The organism is Streptosporangium sp. NPDC049644, assembly GCF_040675205.1.
In the GTDB taxonomy this organism is placed as follows: Bacteria; Actinomycetota; Actinomycetes; order Streptosporangiales; family Streptosporangiaceae; genus Streptosporangium; species Streptosporangium fukuiense.
In genome coordinates this window covers 77,018-98,779 of sequence record NZ_JBFAOJ010000006.1, presented here as the reverse complement: position 1 = coordinate 98,779, position 21,762 = coordinate 77,018, and the positions used below count along the sequence as shown (strand labels likewise).

Below are 21,762 nucleotides of genomic sequence, written 5' to 3'. Positions count from 1 at the left end.
CCCGTACAGGCACCCGAGATCCCTGCTCAACCCGCTCACTCCTCCTCGCTCGCGACCGCGTTGACCGCGGCCGCCGCCATCGCGCTGCCGCCCCTGCGCCCGTGCACCACCAGGTGGTCGAGTCCGGCCGGGTGCTCGGCCAGGGCCAGTTTCGACTCCGCGGCCCCGATGAAGCCGACCGGCACGCCCAGCACCGCGGCCGGGCGTCCGGCACCCTCCTCGACCAGTTCGAGCAGGCGGAACAGCGCGGTCGGCGCGTTGCCGATCGCGACCACCGCGCCGTCGAGCCGGTCGCGCCACAACTCCAGCGCCGCGGCGCTGCGGGTGGTGCCCAGCCGCAGCGCCAGCTCCGGCACCCGCGGGTCGCCGAGCGTGCAGATCACCTCGTTCGCCTTCGGCAGCCGCCGCCTGGTGACGCCGGAGGCGACCATCATGGCGTCGCACAGCACGGGCGCGCCGTCGCGCAGCGCCCCGCGCGCCGCCGTGACGACTCCCGGCGACCACGCGAGGTCGTCGACGAGGTCGACCATGCCGCAGGCGTGCACCATGCGGACAGCGACCTGTGCGACGCCCGGCGGCATGCCGCCGAGGTCCGTCTCCGCGCGGATGGTGGCGAAGGAGCGGCGGTAGATCTCCGCCCCGTCCCTGATGTAGTCGATCACTTTTCCTCTCTAGTCGCCGCCACCGCGGCGCTCGTCTGCTCGGCGTCGGCGAACGTACGGCTCACGCCGTCCGCCTCGACGCGGTATCCGTCTCCGGTCGCGACCACGTCCACGACCCGGCCGCGCGGGCGTCCGCATCGCCGCTCGCAGCCCGACCAGTGCACGGGAAGCGCACGGGTGCGGCTCAGCGGGGGGCGGACGCCGCCAGGACCGCCCGCGCCGGACTCGGAGCCGGTGCCGCCGTTCGTGTGCACACCCGCGTGCACACCCGCGTGGACGTCGGCGTGGACGTCGGCGAGGGCCTTGGCGCATCCGGGCCGGCCGGCGCAGGCGGTCAGGCCCAGCCACGGTGACCCCGGGTCGCAGACCAGGCCCGCGTCCGCGAGCGCCGCCCGCCGGCCGTCGACCTCCCGCGGCGGCAGGTCTGGGACGACGATCGTCCGCCACGGCGTCACCCGGACCTCTCCCCCGCCGTGCTCGGCCGCCCGGGCGAGCGCCTCCAGCTGGGCCGCAGTGAGCCGCCCGAGCGCGGCGAGAACGGTGAGGGCCGATCTTCCGTCACGCTGCGCGATGACCCCGACCGTGCCTTCCCCCGCCGCCCGCGCCCGTCGTACGGCGGGGGCGGACAGCCGGAGAGCCGGCTCCGTCCCGAGAACGCGGGCCGAGACCCGTCCTGGGCCGTCGGTCAGCTCGGCGAGCCGCCACGCGCCCGACCCCTGCTCGGCGCGCTCGGCCAGGAACGCCTCGGCGACCGCGAGCATGCCGGTGGCGGCGGAGGAGACGGGGACGCGCAGCCCCCGGTCGGCACCGGCGAGCAGCAGCGCCACCTCGGAGACATCGTCCACCGAGGCGTCCACCGGATCGACCGGCAGCAGCGTGACGTCCGCGCCGAGAGCCGCCATGTCGCCCGAGCCGTCGTCGAGCGCGAAGAGGAACCGGCCGGGCAGGTCGGCGAGCGCGGGCCGGGCGCGGAGTTCCCCGTCCAGCCGGGACACGAGCGGACGGACGTCGAGCAGGCTCGCGGGTGCCCGCCCGGCCAGGGGCGAGGCCACGATGTTGCGTACCCGCTCATGCGTGGCCGACGGCAGCAGCCCGGCGGCGGCCAGCCGCACGGCGAGGTCGGATGCCGGGGAAGGCCGCCGGTCGTCGTCCGGAACGCGCGCGTCGTCACGTGCGAAGGCCCCGGCCGGAGAAGACCCGACGCCTGGAACGCGCGCGTCGTCGCGTGCCGGGTCCATGGCGGGAAGGGGGTCGCCGTCCTGCGGCGGGAGGCCGCGCACCTGGAGGTTCGCCCGGGAGGTCAGCTCGATCACGCCGGATCCGAGCTCCCGGGCGGCGGCGGCGACCACGCGGAGCTGACGCGCCGTGAGCGCCCCGCCGGGAATCCTGATCCGTGCCAGGCCGCCGTCGGCCGCGGCGTGCACCTGGAGCGCTCCGGGACACACGTCGGCCCGGGTTCTTCCGGGAGGGTCGGTTATTGACACGCAGTGGATGGTAGCTCCCATTTCTTTACGGATGTCCGCCTGGCATAGTGTGACCTAGGCGACGGCGCAGGGAGGAAGCCGGTGTGAAACCGGCGCGGTCCCGCCACTGTAACCGGGGAGCGAACCCCACCGAAGGCCACGGTCCGGCAACGGACGGGAAGGCCGGGGTGAGCGTTGATCCGGGAGCCAGGAGACTCCTGCCGTCGCGACGACGACGACCCGGGGCGAGGACCCCGAGGGAGGACTTCCGCATGCGTTCCGTGCCGCCCACCCCACGATCGGCCGCACCACCCGCGCCACCCGCCGTCCTGCTGCTGTCGACCTCCGACACCGACCTGCTCAGCGCGCGGACGAGCGGCGCGAACTACCGGCTCGGCAACCCGGCGCGGCTGTCCGCCGAGGACCTGCCCGCGCTGACCGAGGGCACGGACCTCGTGGTCGTGCGGCTGCTCGGCGGCCGGCGGGCATGGCAGGACGGGCTGGACGCGCTGCTCGCCGACCGGCGGCCCGTCGTGATCCTCGGTGGCGAGCAGGCCCCCGACGCCGAGCTGATGGAGCTGTCCACGGCGCCCGGCGGGGTCTGCGCCGAGGCGCACGCCTACCTCGCGCACGGCGGTCCGGCGAACCTGGCCCAGCTGCACGCCTTCCTCTCCGACACGGTGCTGCTCACCGGGTACGGCTTCGCACCGCCCGCGCCCACCCCGGGCTGGGGCCCCCTCGAACGTGTCGCGCGACGCACCGAGGGCCCCGTCATCGGCGTGCTCTACTACCGCGCGCACCACGTCGCGGGCAACACCGCCTTCGTCGAGACGCTCTGCCTGGCCATCGAGGAGGCGGGCGGCCAGGCCCTGCCCGTCTACTGCGGTTCCCTGCGCAGCGCCGAGCCCGGCCTGTTCGACACGCTCCGGGCCGCGGACGCCCTGGTGGTCACCGTGCTCGCCGCCGGGGGCACCCGCCCGGCGACCGCCTCGGCGGGCGGGGACGACTCCGCGTGGGACGTCGGCGCGCTCGCCGAGCTGGACGTGCCGATCCTGCAGGGCCTCTGCCTGACCACGGGAAGGGACGCCTGGCGGGAGAACGACGACGGCCTGTCCCCGCTCGACGCGGCCTCCCAGGTGGCGATCCCCGAGTTCGACGGGCGGATCATCACCGTGCCGTTCTCCTTCAAGGAGGTCGACGACGAGGGCCTGACCGTGTACGTGGCCGATCCCGAGCGGGCCTCGCGGGTGGCCGGCATCGCGGTACGGCACGGCCTGCTCCGGCACGTCAGGGCACCGGAACGGCGGATCGCGGTGATGCTGTCGGCGTACCCGACCAAGCACTCCAGGATCGGCAACGCGGTCGGCCTGGACACCCCGGCCAGCGTGGTCAGGCTGCTCACGGCCATGGCGGAGGCCGGGTACGACCTCGGAGACGGTTTCCCCGGCGTGGCGGAACTGGACGGCGACGCGCTGATCCACGCGCTGATCGCGGCGGGCGGCCAGGACCGGAACTGGCTCACCGAGGAGCAACTGGCCGCGAACCCGGTGCGGATCCCGGCCGCGCGCTACCGGGCGTGGTTCGAGACGCTGCCCGAGGACCTGCGGCACGACGTCGAGGCGCACTGGGGGCCGCCGCCGGGCGAGTCGTTCGTCGACCGGAGCCGCGACCCCGACGGCGAGATCGTGCTGGCCGCGCTGCGCGCGGGCAACCTCGTGGTGATGGTCCAGCCGCCGCGCGGCTTCGGGGAGAACCCGGTCGCCATCTACCACGACCCCGACCTGCCGCCGAGCCACCACTACCTGGCCGCCTACCGGTGGCTGGCCGACGACTTCGGCGCGCACGCGATCGTGCACGTCGGCAAGCACGGCAACCTGGAGTGGCTGCCCGGCAAGTCGGCGGGGATGTCGGCCTCCTGCGGCCCCGACGCGGCGCTCGGCGACCTGCCGCTGGTCTACCCGTTCCTGGTCAACGACCCCGGTGAGGGCACGCAGGCCAAGCGGCGGGCGCACGCCGTACTGGTCGACCATCTGGTGCCGCCGATGGCCCGCGCGGAGACCTACGGCGACATCGCCCGGCTGGAGCAGCTGCTGGACGAGCACGCCTCGATCGCGGCCATGGACCCGGCCAAGCTGCCCGCCGTCCGGGCGCAGATCTGGACGCTGATCCAGGCCGCCAGGCTCGACCACGACCTGGGCGTCGACGACCGGCCGCAGGACAGCGGGTTCGACGACTTCCTGCTGCACGTCGACGGATGGCTCTGCGAGGTCAAGGACGTCCAGATCCGCGACGGCCTGCACGTGCTCGGCGACGCCCCCGAGGGGAAGGCCCGCGTCGACCTCGTGCTGGCCATGCTCCGCGCCCGCCAGATCTGGGCCGGTCAGGAGGCACTCCCCGGCCTGCGTGAGGCCCTCGGCCTGGCCGAGGACGGCGGCGCCGCGAGGGTGAGCGTGGACGAGGCCGAGTCGCTGGCCCGCGCCCTCGTCGAGGGCATGGAGGAGCGCGGCTGGGACCCGTTCGCCGTCTCCCCCGTCACCGCGTCCGTCCTGGCCGGCGGGGGTGACCCCGGCTCCGGGGTCCTGGCCGCCGTGGAGAAGGTGCTCGGGTTCGCGGCCGGGGAGATCGTGCCCCGGCTCGCCAGGACCACGGACGAGATCGGCGCGGTGCTGCACGCGCTCGACGGCGGTTACGTCCCCGCCGGGCCGAGCGGGTCGCCGCTGCGCGGGCTGGTCAACGTGCTGCCGACCGGGCGGAACTTCTACTCCGTCGATCCCCGGGCGGTGCCCAGCAGGCTGGCGTGGGAGACCGGGCAGGCCATGGCCGACTCCCTGCTGGAGCGGTACCGGTCCGACACCGGTGAGTGGCCGCGCTCCGTCGGGCTGTCGGTCTGGGGCACCAGTGCCATGCGCACGGCGGGCGACGACGTGGCGGAGGTGCTCGCGCTGCTCGGCGTGCGGCCGGTCTGGGATGAGGCGTCCCGCCGGGTCAGCGGCCTCGAACCGGTCCCGCTCGCCGAACTCGGCCGGCCCAGGATCGACGTGACCGTCCGGATCAGCGGCTTCTTCAGGGACGCCTTCCCGCACGTCGTCACCATGCTGGACGACGCGGTACGGCTGGTCGCGGGCCTCGCGGAGGCCGCCGAGGAGAACTACGTGCGGGCGCATGCCGACGCCGACCTGGCCGCGCACGGCGACGAGCGGCGGGCCACCCTGCGGATCTTCGGCTCCCGGCCGGGTGCCTACGGCGCGGGCCTGCTGCCGCTGATGGAGAGCGGGAACTGGCGCGACGACGCCGACCTGGCCGAGGTGTACGCGGTCTGGGGCGGCTTCGCCTACGGCCGCGACCTCGACGGGGCACCGGCGCGGCAGGACATGGAGAGCGCCTACCGGCGGATCGCGGTGGCCGCGAAGAACGTCGACACCCGCGAGCACGACATCGCCGACTCCGACGACTACTTCCAGTACCACGGCGGGATGATCGCCACCGTGCGGGCGCTCACCGGCCGGGCGCCCGCCGCGTACGTGGGCGACAGCACCCGCCCGGACGCGGTGCGGACCAGGACCCTGCACGAGGAGACCGCGCGGGTCTTCCGCGCCCGGGTGGTCAACCCCAACTGGCTGGCGGCGATGCGCAGGCACGGGTACAAGGGCGCGTTCGAGCTGGCCGCCACCGTGGACTACCTGTTCGGCTACGACGCCACGACGGGCGTGCTGGCCGACTGGATGTACGACAGGCTGGCCGCGACCTATGTCCTGGACCCGGAGAACCGGGCGTTCATGGCCGCCTCGAACCCATGGGCGCTGCACGGCATCGCCGAGCGGCTGCTTGAGGCGGCCGACCGGAAGATGTGGGAGCACCCCGACCCCGAGATCATGACGGCCCTGCGGGAGGCGTACCTCAGCATCGAGGGCGACCTGGAGGACCGCTGACCCGCTCCGGCCATGCCTGAGCGGGTCAGGTGCCCCGGACCGAGAGCGGGTCGCCATCGGGCGATCGGCCGGCCCGGGGCGGACGCCCCGAGGGTGAGGGCGGTTCAGGCGATGGCCGCGACCAGGCGTTCGGCCAGTTCGGGGCTGCCGGCCCAGTGCAGGTGCAGGTAGGAGGCGGCCAGCAGGGGCTCGGCGAAGCCGTCGGCCGCGCCCCTCCAGCGGAACAGCGGCGGCGTCGCGTGCCCGGGATCGGTGGCCGTGCGGTGGAACTCGTGGCCCCGGTAGCGCTCGCCCTCGCGGGTGAGCACGGACTTGGCGGTCGCCACGGCGTCGCGGTAGCCCAGCGTGAGCCGGCCGGTCATCGTCGCGGTGATGTCGAGCCTTCCGCACATGGGATGGCCGTCCAGCTCGCGCGCCAGGTAGAGCAGCCCGGCGCACTCGGCGACGATCGGGCCGTCGAAGGCGGCCACCCGGCGGCGGAGCGGCTCGTTGGCGGACAGCTCCGCCGCGTACATCTCGGGGAAGCCGCCGCCGATGACGACCGCCCCGGCGTTCTCTGGCAGGCGCTCGTCCCCGAGCGGGTCGAAGGTCACCACCTCGGCCCCCGCCGCCGCGAGCAGCTCGACCTGCTCGGCGTATCCGAAGGTGAACGCCGCCCCGCCCGCCACGGCGACCACCGGCGGCACGCCGTACGGGGCCACGGGCCGGGCGGGGGGCCAAGGGGTCGTCGGATGACTTTCGGCCGAGGCGGAGGCGAGGGCGGAGGTCAAGGCGGAGGCCGGGGTCCAGGGGGGCGCGGGTAGCGGCGGCGCCGAGCGCGCCAGGGCCACCAGTCCCTCCAGGTCGCAGGAGCCGGCGACCAGGGCGCCCATCCGCTCCACCGCCGCCACCGCGTCCCCGCTGCGCTCGGCCGCCGGGATCAGCCCGAGATGGCGGGAGGGGGTCGCCACCCCGTCCACCCGCGGGATCACGCCCAGTACCGAGATGCCGCTCTCGTCCAGCGCGGCGCGGCAGATCTCCTCGTGCCGCGACGAGCCGACCCGGTTGAGGATCACCCCGGCCAGCCGGACCCGGGTGTCGAAGGAGGCGAAGCCCTGCACGAGCGCGGCCACCGACCTGCCCTGCCGCGCGGCGTCCACCACCAGGACCACCGGCGCGCCGATCAGCCGGGCGACGTGCGCGGTGGAGGCGAAGTCCCCGCTCCCGGCACCGTCGTACAGGCCCATGACCCCCTCGACCACGGCGATGTCCGCGTCCCGCGCACCGTGCAGGAAGAGCGGCGCGACCCGGTCCTCACCGGTCAGCCAGGGGTCGAGGTTGCGGCCGGGGCGCCCGGTGGCGAGTGCGTGGTAGCCGGGGTCGATGTAGTCGGGTCCCACCTTGTGCGGGGAGACGCGCAGGCCCCGCGCGCGCAGCGCCGCCATCAGGCCGGTCGCGACGGTGGTCTTCCCGCTGCCCGAGGACGGCGCGGCGATCACCAGTCGCGGCACTACCATTCGATGCCCCTCTGGCCCTTCTGCCCGGCGTCCATCGGGTGCCTGACCTTCCCCATCTCGGTCACCAGGTCGGCGACCTCGACCAGCCTCGGGTCGGCGTCCCTGCCGGTGATCACGACGTGCTGGTTGCCCGGCCGCGCGGTCAGGGTGGCGACCACGTCGTCCACGTCCAGCCAGCCCCATTTCAGGGGGTAGGTGAACTCGTCGAGCACGTAGAAGCGGTAGGTCTCCGCGGCCAGGTCGCGCCTGATCTGCGCCCAGCCCTCACGGGCGTCGGCGGCGTGGTCCTCCTCGCTGCCCGGCCGCTGGATCCACGACCAGCCCTCGCCCATCTTGTGCCAGGTCACGCTGCCGCCCTCGGCGGACTCGCCGAGCACCAGCAGCGCCCGTTCCTCGCCGATGCGCCACTTGGCCGACTTGACGAACTGGAACACCCCGACCGGCCAGCCCTGGTTCCAGGCGCGCAGCGCCATCCCGAAGGCGGCGGTGGACTTCCCCTTACCCGGCCCGGTGTGCACGATCAGCAGCGGCCGATTGCGGCGCTGGCGCGTGGTGAGCCCGTCCTCGGGCACCGTGTCCGGCTTGCCCCGCGGCATCTCAGCCCGCCTTCCGGTAGTCGGTCCTGTGGTCACGGACGAGCCCGCCGAGCCCGCCGCCCTCCGCCGGCGCGTCGAGCCGTACGACGGGCGCGCCCAGTCTGGCCGCCAGGTCGAGGGCCAGACCGAGCCGCACCGGACCGCTCTCGCAGTCGACCACGACCGCCGCCGTACCGGCGAGCAGCGCGGCGGAGGGCGCCACGTCGGGCCCCGAGGTGGCCCGGCCGTCGGTGACCACCACGAGCAGCGGCCTTCTGGCCGGGTCGCGCAGCCGTTCCACCCTGAGCACCTCGGCGGCCCGGCGCAACCCGGCGGCCAGCGGGGTGCGACCGCCGGTCGGCAGCTCCCGCAGTCGCGCCGCGCCTACCTCGACCGAGGAGGTCGGGGGCAGCACCAACTCCGCCGTGGACCCCCTGAAGGTGATCAGCCCGACCTTGTCCCGCCGCTGGTAGGCGTCGAGCAACAGGCTGAGCACGGCCGCCTTGACCTCGCGCATCCGCTGCCGGGCCGCCATGGAACCGCTCGCGTCAACCACGAAGAGCACGAGGTTGCCCTCCTTGCCCTCGCGGACGGCCTCGCGCAGATCGGTGTCACGTACCAGCAGTCCGGGGCCACTGCGGCCGCGCTCGCGCTGGTACGGCGCGGCGGCGCGGAGCGTCGCCGACAGGTGCGGCCGCTGGAGCCTCCCGGCCGGAACCCGCGATCCGGTGGTCCGCCCGTTGGAGGTCCGGGCCCGCGACCGTCGGCCCGAGGCGCCGTCGCCCAGCCCGGGGACCTGGAAGGGGCGCACCCGGTACGGTTCGGCGGCGGCGACCACCCGCTCGGCGGCGGGATGGCCCGGCTGGTCACCGCTCTCGTCCGAGGCTGCGCCGTCGTCGCGCGAAGCCGCCTGGCCGCCTTCACCGGAAACGTCCCGCGCCGGGTTTTCCACCGATCCGCTCTCCGGCGCGTCCCCGGAACCCATGGGGCCGTCCGAGCCATCGGGACCATCCGAGCCGCCGGGACCGCCGGGGTCGTCGTCCGGCCCATCCGGTTCGTCCGGACTGTCCGGGTCGTCGCCGCCGTGTTCCGCCAGCAGGTCGTCGAGCCGTGACTCGTCGAGGCCCGGCGCGTCGAACGGGTCCCGGCGGCGGCGGTGCGGCAGCGAGAGACGGGCCGCCGCGCGCACGTCCTCGGCCGTGACCTCGGCGCCGCCGCGCCAGGCCGCGTGCGCGATGGCCGCGTTGGCCGTGACCAGATCGGCCCGGAGCCCGTCCACCTCGAAGGCGGCGCACACCGCCGCGATCTGGCGCAGCCGGACGTCCGGCAGCACGACCTTGGTGACCCGCTCCCTGGCCTCGGCGATCCGCCGCGCCAGGGCCGCCTCCTGTTCCGCCCACCCGGCGGCGAAGGAAGCGGGATCGGCGTCGAAGGCCAGCCGGCGCCGTACCACCTCGGCCCGCTCGTCCGGATTCCTGGACGCACGCACCTCGACGGTCAGCCCGAAACGGTCCAGGAGCTGTGGCCGCAGCTCGCCCTCCTCCGGGTTCATCGTGCCGACCAGCAGGAACCGCGCCGCGTGCCGTACCGAGACCGATTCGCGCTCGACGAAGCAGGTGCCGAGCGCGGCGGCGTCGAGCAGCAGGTCCACCAGGTGGTCGTGCAGCAGGTTGACCTCGTCGACGTAGAGGACACCTCGATGCGCGGCGGCGAGCAGGCCCGGCTCGAACGCCCTGACCCCCTCGGTGAGCGCGCGCTCGATGTCGAGCGCGCCGACCAGCCGGTCCTCCGACGCGCCGACGGGCAACTCCACAAGTACGGCCGGACGTTCCTGCCCTTGCTCGCCCGCGCCGTGCGGGCCGTCGGGGCAGGCCGGATCCGGCTCGGCCGGGTCGCAGGAGAAGCGGCAGCCGGCGATCACCTTGACCGCGGGGAGCTGTGCGGCGAGCGCGCGGACGATCGTGGACTTGGCGGTCCCCTTCTCCCCCCGGACCAGCACACCGCCCACCCGTGGCGAGACCGCGTTGAGGATCAGCGCGAGCTTGAGGTCGTCGAGGCCGACGACGGCGCTGAACGGATAGGCACCGATCACGAGGTTTCTTTCTGCGAGATCCTGTTGACGTGTCCGGCCCGCCGAACGTTCAGTTCGGGGCCGCCGCGAGCGCGTCACGGCGAACGACGCGCTGCACGGCGATGCCGTACAGGACGCCGATGGCCGACCAGAGCACGAGTTGGGTGCCGAGGGAGGACACGCGGAAGTCCCACAGCAGCTGGGCGGGGAAGCCGTCGGGCACCTCGTTGACCGCCGGCAGCACGAGCAGGGTGACGATCACGGGGACCAGGAAACCGGCCGCGCCGGCGAGCCAGGGCCTGGCCGGCACCTTGCGGGCGCAGGCCACGCCCACCGCCACGGACAGCAGGCCGATGGCGACCAGGACCAGGTACAGCGTGGTCCGGCTGCCGATGGTGTCCGGGTCACCGACGGCGGGCGGGTTGGCCGGGTACTTGACGAACGGCACCAGCACGATCGCGACGAACGCCGTGGCGGCCATCATCGCGGCCAGCACCGTGTCGGAGCGGGGGCCGATCCGGCCGCGCAACCCGGCGAAGACCAGCGAGAAGATACCCCCCACGGACATGCCGTACAGGGCCAGGGCGAGGAAGAGCCCGGCCTGCTGGCCGGACCGGCTGACCAGGGCCTCCTCCCCGTGGGAGTGCCCGACCTCGGTCTGGGCGTGGGCGGCGGCCTCTTCGAGCGCGATGGCCCGGTCGATGTTCGGCTCGCCCAGCAGGTAGGCGAACGCCGCGGCGATCAGGCCGGCGACCAGCCCGACGAGCAGGCCGCGGAGCAGCAGGGTACGTATCACGGCGCGCGTCTAGTGGCAGGGAACGCCGAGCAGGTGGCGCCCGTCGTGCATGAGTTCGTGCAGATAGTCGCCCGCCTGCGACACCACCCCCTGGTCGAAGGTGACCAGGTAGGCCACCAGCAGGAGCAGCGGAACCGCCACGAGCCAGCGGGCCAGGTGGGAGAGGGGAACGGGCTGAGCAACGGACAGCTCACGCATGAGTAGCCTCCTTGGGGATGACGCGTCCCGACATGTGAGGACGCGGCGGCCAAGTAACCTGGCTCCCGGAACTCACGTTCCGGATACAGTGGCGCGACCGCACCGGCTTCTCACCGGACTTCCCTCGGACCACCGCGAAATCGTCCGCAATGTAACCTTTTTTAGAGCGGGCCGTCAATGTGGGGTGACCTGTCACGGCACCGCGGACGCCGTTCCAGTCGGGTGTCCCCCATCTCTCCAGCGGAACGCACCGCGCGGGCTGCGTCACCGGCAGCCCTCGAATGACTCACGTGGTGGCACCGGTATCACCAGGCGCCCTTGATCAGGTCTGTCAGCTTCTCGGCCGTAAACAACCGAGCATGCAGCTCCTCGCCGTCGATGGGTTCGACGGTTCAGGCCGCGTCGTCGGCAGCGTGACTCACTGCCCAGCCCGCCACCCCGCGCGAGGCGATGTTGCGGGCCGCGTTGACGTCGGCGTGCTCAGCGAAGCCGCACGACGTGCAGGAGAAGGTCGCCTGGCCGGGCCGGTTCCTCTTGTCCACGTGCCCGCAGGATGAGCAGGCCTGCGAGGTGTAGGCCGGATCGACGTGGACAACGGCGACGCCCTGGCGGGCGGCCTTGTAGGCGATGAAGGAGCCGAGCTGGTGGAAGCTCCACGAGTGCAGCGTGACCCGCTGGGGCTTGCGGAGCCGTACCCGGTCACGGATGCCCTGAAGGTCTTCCAGCGCGATGCCTTGCCCGGTGCGTGCAGCCTCGGTCACGATCTGCTTGGCGATGATGTGGTTGGTGTTCGCGGCGAACCGGGCCTCGGCCCGGCGACGCCGCTTCAACAGCCGTTTGGCGGACTTGGTCTGCTTGGCCTGCAGACGGCGGCGCAGCTCGCGGTGGCGGTGGCGGACCGCGTTCAGGCCCTTGCCGCTGTGGCGAACCCCGCCACTGGTGGTCGCGATGTTGACGATCCCCAGATCCACCCCCAGGAATCCATCCGGGGCGGCGACCGACCGGTCGGGAATGTCGCAGGTGGCAATCAAGAACCACATACCGTCGCGGTACAGCAGGTCCGATTCGCCCTTGCGGTGGGCGGCCAACGTCTGGAGTTGCTCGGCCGAGGCGGTGAACGCCACGTTCTTCATCCGCCCGCGCGTGGTCCAGATGCTCACTGTGCGCGCCTCCATCTGCCAGGACAGGCAGCGGTCGTCGAACGGCTGGGCCGCACCGGGGCGAAAGACGATCGGCGTGGCCAGGGCCCGCTCGCGCCGGACGGAGCCGGGCCTGCCCAGGTTGCCGTTGCGGACATTGGCGTGCAGCGTGGCGTAGGCGTCGGTGACCTTCTTGACGACATGCTGCGCGGCCTGAGCCGCCAGCCGGTAGTCGTCCTTGATCTGCCCGTAAGCATGCTTGCGCAGGTCGTAGTTGCGAAACACCCGCCGCTGGTGGGCGAGCGCTGAGACCCAGGTGGCCGCGGCGTTGACCGCGCACAAGGTCGCCTCCAGCGCCGCCGCCTGCTCGGGCGTCGGCAGGAGTCTCGCCTGCACCACCAGCTTCACAACGCCCAAACTATCCTTTGGCTCATGTCACCGTGATAGGAATCCGACCTGCGCCGGGGCCGAACCGTTGTCCGCACGCTGCACGCGCATTCGGTCTTCACACCCGGGTATCGGTGCGGGGTCTTCACCGGCGAACCGCCGCGTCACCGTGAAGAGATCATGATCGAGGCGTGTGGCGGCTTCGGCGCCCGGCTTGTTGAGTTCAACGGCGAGGCGGTGCCGAGTACGGCCAGCAGCATGTGCGCGGCCCACTGGGCGCCGAAGATCATGGTGGAGGAGGCCGGGGTGGCGCGCAGCCGCTTGAGCACGTGGCGTTCGCGGTACTGGGCCAGGGTGGCCGGCAGGACGACCAGGGAGGCCAGGCCGACGACGAAGACGCTGAGCATCGGGACGACGGCGTCGATGACAGGCAGCCCGCCGGGCAGCGTGCCGCCGTTGCGCATCTTCACCCACAGGATGACCACGGGGAAGGCCAGCGCGAAGAAGGCGGCCATCGGATCGCGCACGGCCAGTTTGAGTTCGATCGCGATGACGTTGCCGAGTCCCTTCAACACACGGTCCTCTCGATGAGTGCGAAGTAGGCGTCCTCGAGGGAGTCGGCGTGACTTCTGTCGATGAGCTCGCCGGGGCTGCCCTCGTGGACGACACGCCCCTGGTCGATTACGGCGATGCGGTCGCAGAGGGCCTCCGCCTCGTCCATGAAGTGGGTGACCAGCACGACGGTGACGCCGCGGTCGCGCATGTCGCGGATCAGTCCCCAGGTCAGCCGGCGGGCAGCGGGGTCCAGGCCGGTGGTCAGCTCGTCGAGGAAGACGACCTCGGGGTTGCCGACCAGGGCCAGCGCGATGAACAGGCGCTGCTTCCAGCCGCCGGACAGCCCCGCGAAGCGGGCGCGCTTCTTCTCGGCCAGTCCCCATTCCTGCATCAGTGCGCGCCAGTCGGCAGGCTTGTCGTAGAAGGAGGCGTACATCCGCAGTGCCTCGCCGACCTTGATGGCGTCGGGCAGGGCGGCTTCCTGCAGTTGGGCGCCGATGCGCTGGAGCAGCTCACGTCGCCGGGTCCGCGGGTCCATGCCGAGCACGCGCAGGGTGCCGCCGTCGGGCTTGCGCAGTCCGGACGCGCACTCCACCACGGTGGTCTTGCCGGCTCCGTTGGGGCCGAGGATGCCGAAGATCTCGCCTCGCTCGACCGTCAGGGTGACGCCGTCCAGCGCCCTGTGTGTTCTGTAGCTCTTCTGCAGGCCGTTGATCTCGATGACTGCCATGTTTCGAGAATCCCCGCTCCGCCGGATCTCCGTAATCCACCGAATGGTTGATGGCGGCTGCCCAACCTGCGGGACGACGCTTCAGGCCGCTGATCAGGCATGGTCACGGTTGTGGCCGCCGTCATCTCGATCATCATGGCCCGGATGTGCGGCCTGCCGGGTTCGTGACCGCGCCGGCGGATGCGCCGCGAAAAGGTTCGGGGCCGACACCTCACCCGCGTCAGTGAGCGGCCGATCCGAATCGGACGAGGAGGCGGAAGCGGCTTTAGTGGAGATATGTCCGAATTACGACGGGGGGAATCTGTCGGTTCCGACTGATATCCATGATCACCCAGCGTTTCCGACTCATCAGTGGAGCCATGTCATGACGTCAGCGGGCAGATGGGACCACATGGACCTGGCCACGAGGGCCGCCTACCAGCGGTTCGACGAGCTCACCGAGCAGGGACTCGACCCCGGCCCCGGCGTCGACTGGCGGGTCTACGGCACCTACGCGCAGATGAGGCTCTGGCTGGGGCCGGAAGGCGGCCACGACTACGACGAGCGGGTGCTGCGCGTGGTCCGGTCGGTGGCCGAGCGCGACATCGACTTCACCTACCGGGAGGCGCACCACCTCATGGGCCGGGCGGAGTACTGGGTGCGGCAGGGGCACACCCGCTACGAGGAGCTGTTCCGGATCCCGCTCGCGGCGGCCCGCCGGTTCGACTACCAGCTGCGCCGGGACCTGCTGCGCTGGCTGACGTCGGGACCGTGGCTGAAGGACGCGCGGGCGCTCCTGGCCGAGCAGGTGACCGAGCTGCTCACCGAACCCGCCGAGCACGGCCCGGCCGGGGTGGTCCGGACCGAGATCGGGGACACCGACCACTTCGCCCGCATACTGGCCGAGGAGTACGGCCCGCGCCTGGTCGAGGTGCTGCCGCTGTTCCGCCACTGGAACACCGCCCGCTCGACCAAACCCAGCGCCCGGTGGCTCAGGAACGCCGCGCGGATGCTCACCCCCGGCGCGGTCGCCCTGGTCCGTGAGCTGCTCACGCGGCTGGTGGCCTACCGGGGCGGAGACTGGGTCGTCCGCTATGACGACGAGGAGTGGCCGGACAAGGTCTTCCTCAAGGAGCACACCATCGTCGTGGTGCGCGGCATCCTGTGGACCTGCCAGGTCATCGACGAGCGCTGGGTGACCTCGCTCGTCACCGACGTCGCGATGACCTGCGGCACCGGCAGCAACGGGATGGGCTCCACCTGCCGCTGCGAACCCGTCACCAACGCCGCCGTCGGTGTCCTGGCCCGCAGGGGCGGCCTCGACGTGATCGTCCCGCTGTCCAGAATCCAGGCGAAGGTGCGCGCGAGGTCCGTACAGAGGAATCTGAGCCTCGCCCTCGACGCGGTGGCCGGCGAGAACGGGCTGACCCGCGAGCAGCTGCTCGACCGGACGGTCCCCACCTTCGGCCTGGACACCGACGGCGTCCGCGAGGAGAAGATCGGTGACTACCGGGTCAGGCTGTGCGCCGACGTGCCCGCCCTGCGCTACGTGAACGCCGCCGGCAAGACCGTCAAGTCGCTGCCGAAGGATCTGCGCGCGGAGCTGTCCGATCTGCGGGCCATCCTGAAGGAGCTCAAGCTGACGCAGGCGGCCGAGCGGTCCCGCCTGGAACAGGCGATCGTCCATGAACGGACGTGGCACTGGCGCGAGGTGACCGAGTACTTCCTCGACCATCCCGTCACCGGCCCCTACGCCCGCGCCCTGGTCTGGCAGATCGCCGGCGGCCCGGCGGCCCTGCCGGTCAAGACCGCCGACGGCTGGGAACTGGCCGGCCACCGCCCCGCCCCCGACGCCATGGCAGGCCTGTGGCACCCGATCCACGCGACCGCCGACGAGGTGGCGGCGTGGCGCGACCGTCTTCTCGAAGGTGGTGTACGCCAGCCGTTCAAGCAGGTCTTCCGCGAGCTCTACCTGCTGACCCCCGCCGAGGAGCGGACCGGCACCTTCTCCAACCGTTTCGCCGGCCACATTCTGCGCTACGGCCAGGCCCGGACCCTGCTGGGCCAGCGCGGCTGGACCGGCCGGTCGATCGGCAACTGGGACTACGAGAACGGCGGCGACCAGGGCGAGGTGGTGCGCGACCTGGCGGGCTGGCAGGCCCGCTGGGCCATGCACATCGTCTCCGCCCCCGGGGCCGAGACCACCATGCTGTGCGCCACCGAGAGCATCACCTTCCACCGCGACGGGCGACCGGCGTCGATGGCCGATCTGCCGCCGCTGGTGCTGTCGGAGATCCTCCGCGAGGCTGACCTCGCCGTGGGCGTGGCCTCGGTCGCCCGCGACGACCAGGCACTGATCGGCCACGAACGCTACTGGCGCTCCCACGGCTTCGGTGAGCTGACGGAGACGGCCAAGACCCGGCGCGAGGTGCTGGCGCGGCTGCTGCCGAAACTGAAGATCGCCTCCCGGGTGGAGCTGACCGACAGGTTCCTTCTTGTACGAGGTGATCTGAGGACGTACAAGATCCATCTGGGGTCGACGAACATCCTGATGGAGCCCAACGACGCGTACCTGTGCGTCGTCCCGGCGAGCGGGCGCGCGGCCGGATCGGTGTTCCTGCCGTTCGAGGACGACGGGGGGACGCTGTCGGTGATCCTTTCGAAGGCGTACCTCCTGGCCGACGACACGGCGATCACCGACCCGACGATCACCCGGCAGCTCGGCTGAACGACCACTCGGACACCGCTGCCATGGGTGATCATCGGCCTGGAGCGCAGGCGTTCAACATCAGCAGTTCTTGGCCGAAGGTGCGCAGAATCGGACCTCGGGGTAGCGCGGAGAGGGCTTGTCCAGCAGGGGCTGCGGCTTGCCGCGCAGCTGCAGGTCGAAGAAGGCGGCGACGTACTTGCGGGTGATGTCCATCGAGCGGGTTTCCTTCAGGCCGCCGCCGAGGTCCACACCGAGCTGCTGGAGCAGCATGTCGTAGTCGGTGAAGGACGGGTGCAGCGCCCCCTTCACCACCAGCCAGCGTTTCCACCCGGTCAGGTGCTCCCAGTCACGTTTCCAGGTGCTGTCGTCCGAGGGGGCGCCCATCAACATGAACGGTCGCGCCAGTCCGCTCCTGGGGATCGGGAGGAACATGCTGCCGTCCATGTTGATCCCAGCGCGCACCCGGGAGTCCTTCGACATGGTCTCCGGGGCGGCGGCCCCTCCGATGGACTGGCCCGCCATCGCGATCCGGGCCGGATTGATCAGGGCGCTGCCCTTCCACTTGGGCCGCGGACCGGTCAGCTGGTCGAGCACGAAGGGGATGTCGATCGCCCGGCTCCGGATCACCTTTTGGCCGAAGTCGTCGTCGTTGACGTTCGCGCAGGCGGCGCAGGTGGCGACCCGCCCGTCAGGGAAGGTGGTGGCGAAGTTCTCGTAGGTGTGGTCGATGCCGGCCACCACATACCCTCTGCTCGCCAGGTCCTCGGCCAGACCCGTGAGCGAACTGCGAGGCCAGGTGAAGCCGGGCGACAGCACCACGAGTGGCAGACTGCGCCGGCGCCCCGACGGCTCGGCGTCGGTGAAGGCGTTCGTCCGCGTCCGGCTCAGCCCCTCTGGCGGTATGTTCTCCAGTTCCTTGATCCCCGAGCCCTTCAAGAGCAGCTCCGACTCCTTGGGGGTGACGTACGGCGCGCGCCGCCCGGCGCGCGCCGCCGTCGGGTACCACAGGGAGACCATGAGCTCCCTCGTCTTGGCCGCGGGGACCCACGGGTCGGAGCGGGAGGTGTCCGTCAGATGCAGGGACGTCGTGCCGACCCGGTGAGGGCCGGTCGGCTTCGGGAGATACGGCGTGCCGGGTGCCGCGGCGGCGGGAGCCGACGCCCAGACGACGGAGGTCGTGAGGGCGAGCAGTCCCACGACGGCGGCCAGAAGTACGGGCCTTCTTCGCGTTGGGCAGGGGTTGTCGTGTGCCATGGAGTCGATCTTGCGGTTCCGGATCGGCGCCGGCATCGGCCGCGAGTCCATGACCTCCTCGGCCGAAAGGTTGATCTCTAGAGGTGGGGCCGTGACTATTCGGGTTCTTATCTCCGACGGCCGGCAAACCGCTCGGTACTCCCGAACTGAGATCAACTAACCGTACTTACAACCCTATGTCGGTGCGCTGACCTGCTGGTTCGACGCTTGGCGTCAGTGCTGGCGAGCAGAGTCCCGGCTCCCCGATACCGGCCGGACGTGCGGCGGCCGGTGCGGGCCGCCGCGACGAACGCTCAGCGAGACACCCGGCGGAGCAGGTAGGTGTCCATGATCCAGCCCTTGCGTGCCCGTGCCTCGGCACGCAGCTCGCGGATGCGGTCGGCGACCTCGGGCACCGGTCCGGCGACCAGGATCTCGTCGGGGGTGCCGACGTAGGCACCCCAGTAGATGTCGAAGTCGGCGCCCAGGTCGGCGAAGGCGCAGTGCGCGTCCAGCATGACGACGACGTCGTCGGCCGAGGGCCCCTCCTCGGCGAGACGTCTGCCGGTGGTGACGTGCACCGGCCGGGCGACCCTGGTCAGGCTGACGCGATGCCGGGCGGTGAGCGCGGACACGCTGCTGACACCGGGAATCACCTCGTGCTCGAACCGGACCGAGCCCCGCTGGTGAATCTCCTCGACGATGGCCAAAGTGCTGTCGTACAGGCCCGGATCGCCCCACACCAGGAAGGCCCCCGTCTGCCCCTCGGCGAGCTCGTCGCGGATGAACCGCTCGCAGACGTCGGCGCGGCGCGAGCGCCAGTCCTCGACCGCGGGCGCGTAGTCGGGAGTGGTCCGGTCCCGTGCGGGATCACCGGCCTCGACGATCCGGTACGGCGGGCGGGCGTGCGCGTCGACGAGGTCGTGCCGCAGCTGGACGAGGTCGTGTTTGGCCTCGCCCTTGTCCAGGACGAAGAACACGTCGGTACGGGCGATGGCCTTGACCGCCTGGAGGGTGAGATGGTCGGGATCACCGGCACCGATACCGATGATGAGGATTCGCTTCACCCGACAAAGTCTGCCCGTACCGTTTCCAGATCCGGCACAGGGGCCCCAAGTGGTGGCGCAGACAACAGCAAGAGCCTGCCAAGTGGCGAAGACGATCCTTGGCACGTCAACCTCCCCCGACCGGCACTTCAAGGAACGTTCCATGCGCAAGGTCTTCCTCGGCTCCGCCGCACTCCTGCTGCTCGCCGTGATCGCCCAGTTCTACCTCTCCACCTTCGGTGCCTTCGAGCGCCCCACCCCGAGCCCGGGTGCCTCCAGCGCCATCACCCCGCACGCGATCAACGGGGTCGCGGTGATCCCGGTGCTCTCCTTGATCACCGCGATCGTCGCCGCGGCGGCCCGCGCCGGCGGCAAGATGATCTGGCTGAGCCTCGTCCCGCTGGCGGTCGTGCTGGGCCAGCTTTTCGTGATCTTCCCGCTGGTCGAGCTGTCCGGCGCCACCAAGGAGCAGACCAACACCTTCGCCCACATCGTGTTCGGCTTCCACGCGGTCCTCGGCCTGGTGCTGCTCTGGGCCTCCGTGGTGATCTTCCGCGAGGCGAGGGCCCTGGCCGGGGCCGCCGCCCACGCCAGGGGGCGGACCCCCCACCTGGCCTCCTCCCCGTACTGACCTCACCCGGTCCGCTCCTCCCACTGCAGCGCCGTCTCTCACGGTTCCGGCTCTTCGACCCACCCTGAAAGATCATGAATACCGCGCAGCTCCTCGCCCTGGACCGCATTCTGCTCGTTCTCGTCGCCGCGCTCTGGCTCGGCGCCGGGGTCGGCACGGTCATGGCCCGCCGCGACCGCCGTACCCGCCTGATCGCCCTCGGCCTGACCCTGGCGGCACTGGCCGCCACCGGCCTGCGCGTCGGACTGGCGGTCACGCTGAGCCGTTCGGGGTGGTGGTTCGCCGCCGACAAGCTGCTCCTCGCCCTGCCGCTGGTCGGCGTCCCCGCGCTGGTCACCGCCGTCGTCACCCTCCCCCGCCTGTTCCGCCCCTCGCCGTCACCCGCCACCGCCGTGCCCACGCTGACCGCCGGGTACGGCGCCCTGGGCGGTGTCGTCGTGGCACTCACGGTCTCCCACCCCGTCCCTCCGGTCCTGTCCGGCGTCCTCGTCGCCCTGGTCGCCGTCGGTGCCACCATCACCTGGCAGCTGCTCGGTACCGTCTCCCGTACGGGAGACGCGGAGACCACGACCGGAACCGTGGCGCGCGGGAGGTGGAGCACCACGGCGGGGATCGCGGTGCTGTGCGCGGCCCTGGTCTGGGCGGGCCTGTCGGCGTGGTCGAGCCGGATACCCGCGACGCTGGATCTCGGCGCCCACCACCGGGACGGCGCCCAGAGCACCGTCCGGCCCGCCGCCGCGACCAGGGCGGTGACGGACCTGCGCGGTCCGGCCACCGGTGCGAAGGTACGGCGCTTCACCCTCACCGCCAGGCCCGCGACCGTGACCCTGGCCTCCGGCCGCCGCGTCGAGGCGTGGACGTTCGGCGGCACGGTGCCCGGTCCCACCATCCGCGTCCGCCAGGGGGAACTGGTCGAGGTGCGGCTGCGCAACGCGATGCCCGACATCGGGGTGACCCTGCACTGGCACGGTTACGACGTCCCCGTTGGCGAGGACGGTGTCGCGGGCGTCACCCAGGACGCGGTGAAGCCGGGAGGCGAGTTCGTCTACCGCTTCCTGGCCGAGGACCCGGGCAGCTACTGGTACCACAGCCACGACCTGTCGGACCCGGCGGTCCGGATGGGCCTGTACGGCATGCTCGTCGTCGACCCGGCGGCCAAAGGCGCGAGCACCTCTCCAACGGCGGCCTCCCCCGGGTCCCCATCGGGTGCCTCGGACACCTCGGGCGGACCGGCCGGTTCCGGCTCCTCAACCGGCACCGGGGCGAAGGTGTCGGACCACACCGTCTCCACCCATGTGCTCGGCGGCATCCAGACGGTGGCCGTCGACGACGAAGGCCCGGTGGACGGCCTGGCCCGGCTCAGGATCACCCCGGGGACGCCGGTCCGGCTCCGCGTCACGGCGACCGACAACGTCCGGCGGACGCTGGGCCTGAGCGGCACGCCGTACCGGATCGCCGCCGTGGACGGACGGGACCTGTCACGGCCCGGCGAGATCGGGGACCGGCGGGTCCAGCTGGCCGCGGGCGGGCGCTACGACCTGACCTTCACGATGCCCGCCACGCCCGTCCTGCTCTCGGTGGACGGCCGCTCCGACCTCGGCCTGCTGGTCACCCCCGGCTCAGGTACCGCCCCGGCACCGGCCGCCGGCCCCCTGCTGGACATCGCGACGTACGACTCGGACGGCCTTTCCGAGCCCGGCAGGTCCGACGGGTCCGAGCGCCCCGAACGGTTCGACCGGGAGATCAGCTGGATCCTGGACCGGGGCCTGGCCATGCTGGACGGGGTCCCCACCCTGGCCCACACGGTCAACGGCGAGGTCTGGCCGCGCATCACCACCCCGGTGCTGCGCGAGGGTGAGCTGGTGAGGATCACGGTGGCGAACCGGAGCGGGGACGTCCACCCCATCCATCCGCACGGCCACCACGTCCGCGTGCTGTCCCGCAACGGCGTACCCGCCACCGGAGAGCTGTGGATGGACACCTTCGACGTCGGCCCCGGAGAGGTCTGGGAGGTCGCGCTGCGCGCCGACAACCCGGGCATCTGGCTGTCGCACTGCCACGACCTGGGCCACGCGACCCTCGGCATGACCTTCCACTTCGCCTACGAGGGCGTCACCACCCCCTACGACGCCGGTCACGCCTCCGGCAACAACCCCGAATGA

At 72.2% G+C, this 21,762-nt stretch carries 16 protein-coding genes and 2 riboswitches; of the genes, 4 read left to right on the top strand and 12 right to left on the bottom strand.

Annotation, left to right across the window (positions count from 1 at the left end; translation table 11 throughout):
* Positions 1–35: 35 nt before the first annotated feature.
* Both AB0J58_RS05145 and AB0J58_RS05140 read right to left on the bottom strand, forming a co-directional pair.
* Entirely contained in the window at positions 36–662 is a 627-nt protein-coding gene (locus AB0J58_RS05145) for a precorrin-8X methylmutase (RefSeq protein ID WP_364210464.1), read from the bottom strand.
* On the bottom strand, positions 659–2,146 hold the full coding sequence (locus tag AB0J58_RS05140; protein WP_364210461.1) for a precorrin-3B synthase: 1,488 nt from the start codon (positions 2,144–2,146) through the stop codon (positions 659–661). The genes AB0J58_RS05145 and AB0J58_RS05140 overlap by 4 nt, the downstream gene beginning before the upstream one ends.
* A 15-nt stretch (positions 2,147–2,161) precedes the next feature.
* Positions 2,162–2,366, top strand: a riboswitch (cobalamin riboswitch).
* Between the two features lie 31 nt (positions 2,367–2,397).
* Here AB0J58_RS05140 and cobN point away from each other — a divergent pair.
* Positions 2,398–6,054, top strand: a complete 3,657-nt coding sequence (cobN, locus tag AB0J58_RS05135; RefSeq protein WP_364210458.1) for a cobaltochelatase subunit CobN — start codon at positions 2,398–2,400, stop codon at positions 6,052–6,054.
* Between the two features lie 104 nt (positions 6,055–6,158).
* Here cobN and AB0J58_RS05130 read toward each other — a convergent pair whose 3' ends face one another.
* The 8 genes from AB0J58_RS05130 to AB0J58_RS05095 form a co-directional block, all read right to left on the bottom strand.
* Positions 6,159–7,550: a cobyrinate a,c-diamide synthase gene (locus AB0J58_RS05130; protein ID WP_364210455.1), complete on the bottom strand. Its 1,392-nt coding sequence runs from the start codon at positions 7,548–7,550 to the stop codon at positions 6,159–6,161.
* Complete coding sequence (gene cobO, locus AB0J58_RS05125) at positions 7,544–8,146, bottom strand: cob(I)yrinic acid a,c-diamide adenosyltransferase (RefSeq protein ID WP_364210452.1); 603 nt, start codon at positions 8,144–8,146, stop codon at positions 7,544–7,546. Before cobO ends, AB0J58_RS05130 begins: the two co-directional genes overlap by 7 nt.
* Position 8,147: 1 nt before the next feature.
* Positions 8,148–10,217 (bottom strand): putative cobaltochelatase, encoded by a 2,070-nt coding sequence (locus tag AB0J58_RS05120; protein ID WP_364210449.1) that lies wholly within the window; start codon positions 10,215–10,217, stop codon positions 8,148–8,150.
* A 49-nt stretch (positions 10,218–10,266) separates the two neighbouring features.
* Positions 10,267–10,992 carry a CbtA family protein gene (locus AB0J58_RS05115; RefSeq protein WP_364210446.1) on the bottom strand — a complete coding sequence of 242 codons (726 nt, stop codon included), beginning with the start codon at positions 10,990–10,992 and terminating at the stop codon, positions 10,267–10,269.
* A gap of 9 nt (positions 10,993–11,001) precedes the next feature.
* Positions 11,002–11,190 carry a CbtB-domain containing protein gene (locus AB0J58_RS05110; protein WP_364210443.1) on the bottom strand — a complete coding sequence of 63 codons (189 nt, stop codon included), beginning with the start codon at positions 11,188–11,190 and terminating at the stop codon, positions 11,002–11,004.
* A gap of 30 nt (positions 11,191–11,220) precedes the next feature.
* Positions 11,221–11,353: riboswitch (cobalamin riboswitch) on the bottom strand.
* A 229-nt stretch (positions 11,354–11,582) separates the two neighbouring features.
* On the bottom strand, positions 11,583–12,746 hold the full coding sequence (locus AB0J58_RS05105; protein WP_364210440.1) for a transposase: 1,164 nt from the start codon (positions 12,744–12,746) through the stop codon (positions 11,583–11,585).
* Positions 12,747–12,880: 134 nt separating this feature from the next.
* Entirely contained in the window at positions 12,881–13,291 is a 411-nt protein-coding gene (locus tag AB0J58_RS05100) for a hypothetical protein (protein ID WP_364210437.1), read from the bottom strand.
* Positions 13,285–14,001, bottom strand: a complete 717-nt coding sequence (locus tag AB0J58_RS05095; protein WP_364210434.1) for an ABC transporter ATP-binding protein — start codon at positions 13,999–14,001, stop codon at positions 13,285–13,287. Before AB0J58_RS05095 ends, AB0J58_RS05100 begins: the two co-directional genes overlap by 7 nt.
* A 364-nt stretch (positions 14,002–14,365) precedes the next feature.
* On the opposite strand from AB0J58_RS05095, the gene AB0J58_RS05090 reads away from it, so the two are divergent.
* Complete coding sequence (locus AB0J58_RS05090; RefSeq protein ID WP_364210431.1) at positions 14,366–16,708, top strand: DUF4132 domain-containing protein; 2,343 nt, start codon at positions 14,366–14,368, stop codon at positions 16,706–16,708.
* A 60-nt stretch (positions 16,709–16,768) separates the two neighbouring features.
* On the opposite strand, the gene AB0J58_RS05085 is transcribed toward AB0J58_RS05090, so the two are convergent.
* Positions 16,769–17,995, bottom strand: a complete 1,227-nt coding sequence (locus AB0J58_RS05085) for an alpha/beta hydrolase (protein ID WP_364210428.1) — start codon at positions 17,993–17,995, stop codon at positions 16,769–16,771.
* Between the two features lie 242 nt (positions 17,996–18,237).
* Positions 18,238–18,990: a precorrin-6A synthase (deacetylating) gene (gene cobF, locus AB0J58_RS05080; RefSeq protein WP_364210425.1), complete on the bottom strand. Its 753-nt coding sequence runs from the start codon at positions 18,988–18,990 to the stop codon at positions 18,238–18,240.
* 82 nt (positions 18,991–19,072) lie between these two features.
* Between cobF and AB0J58_RS05075 the strand changes: the two genes are divergently transcribed.
* Entirely contained in the window at positions 19,073–19,600 is a 528-nt protein-coding gene (locus AB0J58_RS05075; protein WP_364210422.1) for a hypothetical protein, read from the top strand.
* A 74-nt stretch (positions 19,601–19,674) separates the two neighbouring features.
* Positions 19,675–21,762 (top strand): multicopper oxidase family protein, encoded by a 2,088-nt coding sequence (locus AB0J58_RS05070; protein ID WP_364210419.1) that lies wholly within the window; start codon positions 19,675–19,677, stop codon positions 21,760–21,762.